The sequence below is a fragment of the Actinomycetes bacterium genome, from assembly GCA_036000965.1.
GTDB lineage: Bacteria > Actinomycetota > CALGFH01 > CALGFH01 > CALGFH01 > DASYUT01.
In genome coordinates, this window is the sequence record DASYUT010000222.1 from 1 (window position 1) to 9,103 (window position 9,103).

General features: G+C 74.5%; 14 protein-coding genes and 1 pseudogene. 2 read left to right on the forward strand and 13 right to left on the reverse strand.

The annotated features are described in order from the left end of the window. Window positions 1-323 (reverse strand): hypothetical protein (locus tag VG276_20255; protein ID HEV8651659.1); only part of this gene is annotated, 323 nt, incomplete at its 3' end. Here VG276_20255 and VG276_20260 point away from each other — a divergent pair. Both VG276_20260 and VG276_20265 read left to right on the forward strand, forming a co-directional pair. Beyond that, window positions 210-653: pseudogene (locus tag VG276_20260) on the forward strand (SigE family RNA polymerase sigma factor). The gene VG276_20255 and the pseudogene VG276_20260 overlap by 114 nt on opposite strands. A 79-nt stretch (window positions 654-732) precedes the next feature. Continuing rightward, window positions 733-1,863: a hypothetical protein gene (locus tag VG276_20265; protein ID HEV8651660.1), complete on the forward strand. Its 1,131-nt coding sequence runs from the start codon at window positions 733-735 to the stop codon at window positions 1,861-1,863. Window positions 1,864-2,141: 278 nt separating this feature from the next. Here VG276_20265 and VG276_20270 read toward each other — a convergent pair whose 3' ends face one another. The 12 genes from VG276_20270 to VG276_20325 form a co-directional block, all read right to left on the reverse strand. Beyond that, window positions 2,142-3,356, reverse strand: a complete 1,215-nt coding sequence (locus VG276_20270; GenBank protein ID HEV8651661.1) for an IS110 family transposase — start codon at window positions 3,354-3,356, stop codon at window positions 2,142-2,144. A gap of 373 nt (window positions 3,357-3,729) precedes the next feature. After that, window positions 3,730-4,551, reverse strand: a complete 822-nt coding sequence (locus VG276_20275; GenBank protein ID HEV8651662.1) for a DUF2637 domain-containing protein — start codon at window positions 4,549-4,551, stop codon at window positions 3,730-3,732. Window positions 4,552-4,617: 66 nt separating this feature from the next. Further along, on the reverse strand, window positions 4,618-4,959 hold the full coding sequence (locus VG276_20280; protein HEV8651663.1) for a nucleoside triphosphate pyrophosphohydrolase: 342 nt from the start codon (window positions 4,957-4,959) through the stop codon (window positions 4,618-4,620). Next, the gene (locus VG276_20285; GenBank protein ID HEV8651664.1) at window positions 4,956-5,486 is read right to left on the reverse strand and encodes a hypothetical protein; all 531 of its coding nucleotides are present in this window, start codon (window positions 5,484-5,486) and stop codon (window positions 4,956-4,958) included. Before VG276_20285 ends, VG276_20280 begins: the two co-directional genes overlap by 4 nt. 88 nt (window positions 5,487-5,574) lie before the next feature. Further along, a complete protein-coding gene (locus VG276_20290) occupies window positions 5,575-6,231 on the reverse strand; it encodes a hypothetical protein (GenBank protein ID HEV8651665.1) in 657 nt (218 codons plus the stop codon). 69 nt (window positions 6,232-6,300) lie between these two features. Beyond that, window positions 6,301-6,618, reverse strand: coding sequence for a hypothetical protein (locus VG276_20295; GenBank protein ID HEV8651666.1), 318 nt, complete (start codon window positions 6,616-6,618; stop codon window positions 6,301-6,303). A gap of 309 nt (window positions 6,619-6,927) precedes the next feature. Continuing rightward, the gene (locus VG276_20300) at window positions 6,928-7,068 is read right to left on the reverse strand and encodes a hypothetical protein (protein HEV8651667.1); all 141 of its coding nucleotides are present in this window, start codon (window positions 7,066-7,068) and stop codon (window positions 6,928-6,930) included. Then, the gene (locus VG276_20305; protein HEV8651668.1) at window positions 7,065-7,223 is read right to left on the reverse strand and encodes a hypothetical protein; all 159 of its coding nucleotides are present in this window, start codon (window positions 7,221-7,223) and stop codon (window positions 7,065-7,067) included. The genes VG276_20300 and VG276_20305 overlap by 4 nt, the downstream gene beginning before the upstream one ends. 79 nt (window positions 7,224-7,302) lie before the next feature. After that, a complete protein-coding gene (gene ssb / locus VG276_20310; GenBank protein ID HEV8651669.1) occupies window positions 7,303-7,710 on the reverse strand; it encodes a single-stranded DNA-binding protein in 408 nt (135 codons plus the stop codon). A 59-nt stretch (window positions 7,711-7,769) separates the two neighbouring features. Beyond that, window positions 7,770-7,964 carry a hypothetical protein gene (locus VG276_20315; protein ID HEV8651670.1) on the reverse strand — a complete coding sequence of 65 codons (195 nt, stop codon included), beginning with the start codon at window positions 7,962-7,964 and terminating at the stop codon, window positions 7,770-7,772. Window positions 7,965-8,051: 87 nt separating this feature from the next. Further along, on the reverse strand, window positions 8,052-8,180 hold the full coding sequence (locus VG276_20320) for a hypothetical protein (GenBank protein HEV8651671.1): 129 nt from the start codon (window positions 8,178-8,180) through the stop codon (window positions 8,052-8,054). A 595-nt stretch (window positions 8,181-8,775) separates the two neighbouring features. Further along, window positions 8,776-8,958: a hypothetical protein gene (locus tag VG276_20325; GenBank protein HEV8651672.1), complete on the reverse strand. Its 183-nt coding sequence runs from the start codon at window positions 8,956-8,958 to the stop codon at window positions 8,776-8,778. Window positions 8,959-9,103: the final 145 nt, after the last annotated feature.

Here is a 9,103-nt window from a genome sequence, read left to right on the forward strand (position 1 = left end):
TGGCCAGTATGCCGGGGGGGAGACATCCCACGGCTCTCGTCGTCAAGCAAACGAGCGGAGGGCTCGATGCAGTCCCAGAGGTTCGTGGCCAGCCCGCTGTGGTGATCTCGGCAGGTCGCAAGGGAGCCGTCCGGCGCCATCAGTGTGAGGTCGGGCGGCAACCTTCCGGTGGCTTCCGGTGTCTCTAGGGCATGGGATCCCCTGGGTCGATGCGGCGTCATGGCGACGAGGTGGCCAGCCTGTTCGCCGCACACGCGGCCGGGCTGGTGCGCCTGGCCGAGTTCCTGGTCGGTGACCGCGGCCTGGCCGAGGACCTGGTCCAAGAGGCGTTCGTGCGTGCTTGGCGGAGCTGGCGGCGCCTGCGCCGTCAGGGAGCGGCCCTCGCCTACGTCCGGGCCACCGTGGTCAACCTGGCCCGCAACAGCACCCGACGGCGGCTGCTGGAGCTGCGGCACCGGGCCGGCCAGGCGTCCCCCTGGGTGGTACCCGAGCCCGACGTCGGCACAAGGCTGGACCTGGAGCGGGCCCTTGCCAGGCTACCGATCGGCAAGCGGGCCTGCGTGGTCCTGCGCTTCTACGCCGACCTGAGCGAGGAGGAGACCGCCCGCGTGCTCGGCGTCTCGGTCGGCACGGTCAAGAGCCAGACCCACAAGGGGCTGGCGCTGCTGGCTCGTCATCTGACCGACGAGCAGGCGCCCCGTCGGCAAGCCGCGGAGGTGGACGGTGAGGCGGATGGACGACCACGGTCTTGGCGAGCGCCTCCGAGCGCGCCTGCACGAGCGGGACGAGCCCGACGTTTCTCCCGAGCTGTGGGCCGCCATCCAGCGGCGCCGGCGATGGGACCCGTGGCGCCGGGCGGGCAGGGCCGGCCTCGCCCTTGCCCTGCTCACCCTCGCTGTCGTGCTGGTGCCCCGGGTCGTGGACCGCGAGCCGACCGTGGACCGGCCGCTGGACCGGGTGGTGCCCACGGAAGGCTGGACGCTGTACCGCAACCAGCGGGAGGGCTGGCAGCTGCGCTACCCGCCGGGCTGGACGACCGCCCGGAGTCCCACCGAGCCGACGCCGACCATCTTCCTGTACCCACCGGGGATCCGCCCGGGTGACGCCCCGTTCGACGCCGCCTTCTACGTGGAGGCCCAGCTCGACTTCGAGCCACGGGTGGACTCGGCCAACGTGTCCTGGACCGAGCACCGGCGCCCGGACGGCCTGGTCGTGCAGCGCGCCGAGCAGGCACGGCGGCTCGGCGGGCGCTCGGTGACCTACATGATCCCCTGGCAGGAGGGCGGCGGCCGGTGGCTGACCGGGACGGTCGGGACCGGTGACCGCGCCCTGTGGGCCCGCTACGGGACCGTCGGTGAGGCCATCCTGGCCACCCTGAACCGGGCGGGCGCCGCCCCAACGAGCACCGTGACCTTGCCGTCGGTGCCCGCCTGCCTGCAGGCGTTCCGCTTCCGCCTGGCGGTCGGGGGCCCGCCAGGGCCGCCAAAGGCCGAGATCAACGGCCAGGTCGAGTTCCAGGCGGCCGGCCAGTGCCTCGATGCCGCCGAGGCCACCGCGATCCTCCAGGACGGCCAGGGCCGGCCGCTTGCCGTGGACGGCAACCCCGCCAGGACCACCCTCAAGATCAACCCGGCAGACGACCCACCTATCCTTCAGCCGCCGGGTGGCTGGCGGTGGACCAACTGGTGCGGCGGGCCAGGGCCATTCCGCCTCGTGGTCACCGTGCAAAGCGACGGTCGCACGGTCGGCACCGACACTGTCGACCTCAACTTTCTGCCCAGAGGCAACGGTCCTCCCTGCCTGAACCGCGCGGCACCGTCCGACCTAGCCACGTTGGCCGACTCGGAACTGCCCGACCGGTAGCCGAGCCCGCGCAGCTCCGACCGTGCGCAACCATGCCCACCTCGGCCGGCGCCTACGGTGCCCACGGTCAAGCGCGATCAAGGCGTGCAGCCAAACTCGTTGGCTGCACGGTGCCGCCTTCGGCGGCAGCTTGATCCATCCAGCCAACGAGCCCGGCCGTTCCATCGCGCTTGACCTCGCGGCAGCGTGCCCCAGCTGCACCACTGGCCCTCGGGCGAGCGGGCAGGCCAGCACGCCGGGGGAGGGGACACCCCTCCCCCGGCACCCCCACCCCGTGCTCAGGCCGCCGCGTCCTCGGGTGCCGGCCAGGCGACCGCCTCGTCGTAGGCCACCCGGCGGGCCAGGCACCCGTGCAAGATCCCCACCAGCCGGTTCGCCAACGCTCGCAACGCCTGGTGATGGGTCGCACCCCGAGCGCGGTGGGCGTCGTAGCAGCGCCGCGCCCCAGCCGAGGCGGTCAGCGCCGCGAACGCCCACAGGTAGCACGCATCCACCAGCCGCTCGTTCCGTGCCGCGCGGGCGACCACCACCCTGCGCAGCCCCGACGATCGGGTGACCGGCGCGGTGCCCGCGAACGCCTTGCGGCCCTTGGCCGTGGCGTAGCGGTCGGGGTCGTCGCCGAACTCGGCCAGCACCCGCGCGCCCAGCACCACCCCAAGCCCCGGCTGGCTGCGCACGATCGCGGCGTCGGGATGGGCCGTGAACCGGCGGCCGAGCTGCTCCTCAAGCGCGTCGACCTGCTCGTTCAGGCACCCCAGCAGCACCACCAGCGCGGCGACGACCTGCCGGTAGGCGCCGTCGACCGGCTCGGCCGCGGCCAGCTGCGGCGCCGCCAGCGCCCCGTGGATCGCCACCACCCGCGCCTGCACGTTCCGCTGCCGCCCAGCAGCCACCAGCGCGCCCCGCAGCGCCGCACGAGACAGCAGGCGACCCACCGCCGGGGTGGGCGCCAGCGCCAGCACCGCCAGCGCCTCCGGCGCGGCGAGCTGCGCGCCCAGCGCGGCCAGCGCGCCCGGGTAGAACTCCCGCAGGGCGCTGCGCAACGCGTTGGTGTGCCGCTGCCGCGCCCAGACCAGATGCTGATGCGCGCGGGCCAGCACCTTGACCGCCTCCACCCCCGGGGTGTCCCCCGCCACCGGCCGGTGCTGGTGGCGGTCGGTGCGGACCAGGTCGGCCAGCACCTTGGCGTCGCCGCGGTCGGACTTGGCCCGCGCGCTGCCATACCGGTCCCGGTAGCGGCTCACCGCGTGCGGATTGACCCCATACAGCTGGTAGCCGGCGGCCAGCAGCGCCCCGACCAGCAGGCCCCGGTCGGTCTCGATCCCCACCACCACCTGCGCCGGGTCCTCGGCGTGCGCGGCCACCAACGCGTGCAACTCGCCCACCCCGGCGACGCCGTCGGCGATCCGGCGCGCCGCCAGGACGCCGCCGTCCTGGTCGAGCAGGCACACGTCATGGTGGCACTCGCCCCAGTCCACCCCGACAAACAGCACCGTCGTCCTCCTCTGCTCCGACGTCCTGCCGGTGAGTCAGGGAAGGACCTGCGGCGCCCTAATGGCAGTGCTCACCTGGCACGACATCCCACCAGCCGTCCGCCCTTCCCAACACCAGCCGGGGCACGCGCTCCCCCAAGAGCTCATCGGCTCCAAGTCCTCCAAGTGCTCACCTGCTGGCGACTCCGCCGTAGCCTCCCATCCAACCCGAAGGCTCGTGCAGCCCCATTAGGGGTCCTCCCCCCGGACCCCCCTCCTCCTCGGGCCGGCTGGACGGCGCCGGCCACGCTGGGCACGCAAAAGGCCCCCCGGGGCACCGGGGGGCCTGCATGATCGGGTGGTCATCGGTCGGCGTGGTCGTGGGCGGCTTGGGTCACGGCGCCTCCTGGTCGGGGTGGGGGCGGAGCATGGCGGGTGGGTGCTGGCCGTTGCGGGCGGCGAGGCGGGCGCGTTCCTCGCGCAGCAGCGCGTAGGCGCGGCTGCGGGAAAGGCCGGTGCGGGTGGTCACGTCCTGCCAGGACACCGGGGCGTGTGGGGTCTCGGTGGCGAGCAGGACGCGGACGGTCGCCCGGGACGGCTCGATGTCCTGCCCGGTGCCGGTGAGGACGCCCGCCGCGTCCACGGTGACCGGTGCCAGGCCGGCGGGCGGGCTGCTGGTCTCGGCGGGGTCCTGGCCGCGGTCCTGGGTGTCCCGGCCGGCCGCCCCCCTGGCGTCCTGGCCCTCCTGCTCAGCGTCCTGGGTGTCTTGGCCGGGGTGGGGGTGGCGGCGGTGGGCCAGGCGGAGTAGGAACAGGTGCCAGGCGAACGGCGCGGTGACCGGGGGGACGCCGTAGACGCAGGCGACCAGCAGCCGCGGCGGCGGGTCCAGGGGGATGAACGGGTGGGCGAAGTTCAGCGCGATGGAGCTGCCCGCGGCCAGGGCGGTGAGCGTCCAGGGGTAGACGGGGGTGCGGCCGGGGCGGGCGCGCTGCTCGGCCAGGACCGCGACCGCGGCCACGGCCATGAACGCCTCAAACCCCAATGGCCAGGCCCAGGCGAGCCGGGGGCTGAGGCCGCAGGCGCGGGCGATGTGGTGGAGCACGTCGAAGCTGAGGCAGGCGCCGTAGGCGAACATGGCCAGGGCGCCGAGCCAGCTCGCGGCCTGGATCACCCGGTCGGTCCGGTCGCGGTGGTGGGCGGGACGGTCGGGCAGCACGAGGGGCCTCCTGGGACAGCGGGGCGGCCTCGGGCCAGCAGGCACCGGGGCCGGTCGGTTGGGTGGCTAGGTGGGTTGGTGGGGGCCGTGCCAGACCACGCCGCGGGTGAACCCGCCGCGGAGGTGGGCCTTGCGGGCACGGGCGCACTCGATCTCGGCCGGGCCGATGCCGGCCTGGGCGGCGAGCGTGTACAGCACTTGGAGCACGTCGCCGAGTTCTTCGAGCAGCTCGGCGGGGTGCTGGGCGGCGATGGCCTCGCGGGCCTCCTCGAGGAGCTTGGCGTGCAGGCGGGCGGCGTACTCGGCGGGGTCGGCCAGGTGCCAGGCGCACGGCTGTCCCCTGGCGGCCATGATCGCGGGGACCCGGTCACGGATGAGCTTCGCGCCAGGACCGGCCGGGGTGGTCACGGCCCTGCCCCCGGGGTTGGGCGGCAGGGCGGGTCGATGGTGCCGGCCCGGACGATGGAGATGGCCGGCCACGCAAACCACAGGTCCTCGATCCCGTAGCCGCCACGCGGGGTGGCGTCGTCTTCGACGGTGCTGGAGATGGTCTTGAAGCGGACCTCGCCGGTGCGTGGCCACCGCACGGCCAGGAACGTGGCGCTGTACCCGCCGTCGGGGTGGCCGACGGCGATGTCGCCGGGCTGGGGTGGCCACCACGGCTGGGCCTGCATGGTCGCCCAGTGGCCGGTGCTCGCGGCCAGCTCGCCGGGCAGGTCCCGGTGGGCCTTGCGGTCCTCGATCTCGGCCAGGGGCGCCTGGCCGGTGGTGGTGGGGGTCGCGCGGAGCCGGCCGGTCAGGTAGTGGCGCACCGTCTGGGGGTCGGTGCGGCTTGGGCGTGGGCCGTGCCGCCGGTCGATCCAGAACAGCTCCGCAAGCCGGCTGGCCGCTTCGGCGGCCGGCTCGGACGCGGCCATCACGCGAATGTGCAGCATCGGGTCCTCCTCCTGGTGGGCACAGCGAGCGGCCCCGGGCCAGTAGGCACCGGGGCCGGGTAGGGATGTAAGGGTTGACGCTTACGTGTCAACCGTCCTGGTCTGCGTCGTCGGGCTCGAAGGGGCCGTCGCAGGCGCCGCACAGGATCGGCGCGTCGGCGAGGGTCGACTTGGCGGCGCGGAGCTTGCGGCCGCAGGGGCAGGAGCAGGCGAGCAGGTTCCGCGACTTGGGCTGCGGGCCGGCGAGCTGGTCGAGGTAGCGCCACAGCACCAGCGCCACCCGGATCTCATCCACCACCGCCGCGTAGGCGGCCACGGTGGCGTCGGGGACGGTGGTGTGTGACCAGCCGATGCGCTCGTCATGGGTCACGGTGAGGCCGAGCTCGGCGGCCAGGGCGGCGTAGCGGCGGTTGTGGTAGCGGCCCTGGCGGCTGGTGTCCTTCACGCCTCTGGCGCGGGCGAGGCCGTGGGCGGCCTCGTGCAGCAGGGTGGCCAGCACGTCTGTCGGGCCGCGTCGCAGGCCTTCGCCGCCGACCAGGACCTCGTGGCGGCCGGTCCCGTTGACCTGCCAGCGGTCGGGCGCGAAATGGCCGAGGTGCAGGCGCTTGGCGTCGCCGCCGGAGGCGACCACCAGCACCGCGTCGGGGACCTCGGGGTGGCGGGCGCGGATGGCGGCCCAGGCGTGCTCGAGCGCGGCCACAAGCGGGCTGGCGGCGCCGGCGACGGTTGGGGCAGGGGGTGGCATGGTGACCTCCAAGGCACGGCCCCGGGGCGCGCAAGGGGCGTCCGGGGCCGCGCGGGACGGGGGTGGTGGCTAGCTGGCTGGCTGGGGTGTGGTGGCCGGCGCCGGGGCGGGGCCGCTGGTCGCGGGCGTGTCGCTGGCCACCAGCTCGGCGGCGGCGACCGCGGCGGTGAGCGCGGCGCGCAGGCGGTCCAGCAGGTCCGACAGCTGCGCTGGGGTGCCGCTGATGGCCAGGTGGCCGGAGTCGGCGCGGCGGTAGCCGGGGTCGCGGGTGCGCAGGTCGAGGTAGAAGATCTCGGCGAGGTCGGCGTCGGGGTGCTGGCGGGCGGTGACCTCGGGCGGGTCGGGTTCGCTGTTGAGCAGCAGGTGGATGCTGGTGCTCAGGGCCATCGGGGGCCTCGCTTTCGTGCGGTGGGCGCAGCGGCCCGGGGGCTTGATGGCGCGTCCCGGGTCGTCACGGGGTGGGGTGGCCCGGGTCCCTGCGGGTCACGGCCGAGCAGGGACCCCGGGGCGGTTAGGCGGGTCGGTCGAGGGTCGGCCGGTCCTCACCGGGATCGGGCCGAGGCGCAGGACGCTGGGGCTCGGGCTGGGCCGGCTCGGTGCGGCGGTGGTCGGTGTCCCACCGGAGCCGGTCCACGGCGCGGTGGAACTCCGCCAGGGAGCGGTCAAGGCGCAGGCCCCGGTAGGTGGGGCCGGCCATCAGCGGCAGACCGGGCAGGCGCGGCGGCGTTCGGCGCGTTCGGCGCGGCGCTGGCTGCGGGCGGTGGCGAGCTGGCAGCCGCAGGTCGGGCAGGCGGCGACCCAGCGGCGGTGGAGGTAGAACAGCGCGGCGGCGGTCATGGCGCCGTCTCCTGGGTGCAGGTGTGGGCGGCGGCGGCCCGGTCGGCCTCGTGGCTGCTGGCGCACTCGGCGATGGTGGCCTGGCAGCGCTCGCAGGCCACCACCCAGCGGCCCGAGGACAGCATCACCACGATCAGGTAGGGTTGGGGGTGCATCGGGGCCTCCTGTGGGGTCGGTGCCGGGCCCCGGGGTGCCGGTAACACCGCCGGGGCCATCCAGGCACCAGAGGGGCTGCTAGAAGGGCGGCTCGTCGCTGAACTGGCCCGTGCCGGCCTGGGCCTTGGGGCGGCTGGTGCGCTCGGGGACCGCGGTCGCCCAGCGCAGGCTGGGGCCGACCTCCTCGGCCGTGACCTCCACGACCGAGCGCTTGTCGCCCTCGGGGGTCTCCCAGCTGCGGGCCTTGAGCTGGCCGATGACCAGGACCCGGGCGCCTTTGGAGAGGCTCTCGGTGAGGTTTTCGGCGAGGTCGCGCCAGGCGTTGACGCGGAAGAAGGAGGTGTCGCCATCGCGCCAGGTGTCGCCGTCCTTGACCCTGGGGGTGACCGCGATCCGGAAGGTGGCGACGGCGGCGCCGCCAGGGGTGACCTTGAGTTCGGGGTCGTCGGTGAGGTTGCCGGTCAGGGTGACGTGGGTGTCTGCCATCGGGTGTCCCCTCCTCGGGGCTCGGTGGGCCGGCCCGGATGACCGGCCCCGGGGTGCTGCTACCAGCGCCAGCCGCCGTCCTGCCGGCCGTCGCCGTAGCCGAAGGCGTAGCCGCCGCGGCCCTGGTCGGTGTCGGATGCTGGCGTGCCGTAGTCCTTGCCGGACTTGGCGTCGGCCCAGCCGTCGTTGTAGCCCGACTGCCAGTCGTCGCGGTCGCCGGTCTCAAGGCCGAATGCCTTGGCGAGCCATCCCATTGCGGGGGCCTCCTTGGTCGTTGGTGCTGGTCGGTACCGCAGTCACGCCCCGGGGCCTCACCTCCTCCCTGGCTGGGGTCATGCCGGTCACAGGTCCTCGTTGGTCGCCTGGTAGTGCAGGTGCTCGGCCACCCGCCGGCCCAGCTCGTGCAGGTCGGCCTCGCCTTGGGCGTCCGGGCCGGGCACGAACTCCTCGTAGACCCGGTCAAACTCCATCGCTTCACCTCCTCTCCGAAATCGGAAGTGGAATTCGGTTGGGAATGACGGGTCCTGCCAGGGCTGTGCGTGTGGGGCCGAACCTGGCCATCACCCCGCAGGGTGGCTGGTCCTGGCCCTGGTGCTCCCCGTCCGCTGTGGAGTTGTCAACGCTGGTCAGGGGCCGAGCGGGGGGCCGCTGGCGTCCTCGTCCACCGGAGGTGGAAGCGCGAAGCGCGCCATCACGGCCCCGGCGGGGGCAAGCAGGAAGGCCGAACTCGGGAGCGAGTTGTTCGCGGAATCCGAAGGGCTGCCGCCGCAGGCGGCTCCGTGCCGCGAAGAAGTCGTGGACGAGTTCGGCCGGCTTGCCGCCGCCGGTCCGGGCCGTGATACGGGCGCGCGCTCGGCATCGGCCGGGCCGTGCGGGGCCGCCGCAGGCGGGCAGGGGTCCCCGCACGGCAGCGCAGCGTGAAGGCCGATCCTCCCCGATGCCCCTCGTGGTGCCGGGCCGCCCCGCTGCCCGAAAGGCCCGGGCGGGGCCAGGGCCAGGCCGACGACCAGGCCACCGGCCGGGAGGCCGGAGCCAGGCTCCAACCTCCCGGGCAGCGCCTGGCGCTCAGATCTGGTAGTCGGCCAGCGCGCGCACCGACCGATCCAGCTCGGCCACCTGCCGGCACAGCTCGTCCACTCGCGCCGTCTCCGCCAGCAGGTCACGACGCAGCTGGCGGACCTCGGCCTCCAGGTCGTCGAAGTAGCGCTGGTCGACGTAGTCGAAGTGCTCGTGGTCGTCGCGGGACATGGCGCCTCCTTGGCTTGAGCCTGCCTGTGGCTCCTCCTCCCAGGTGCCGGGGTCCCCGCGGCCGGAAAGGCCAGCCGCAGGCTGTCGCGCAGCGACGGGAGTACCGGACCGCAGGGAGGAACGGACCGGCCTTGCAGGCCGCGGG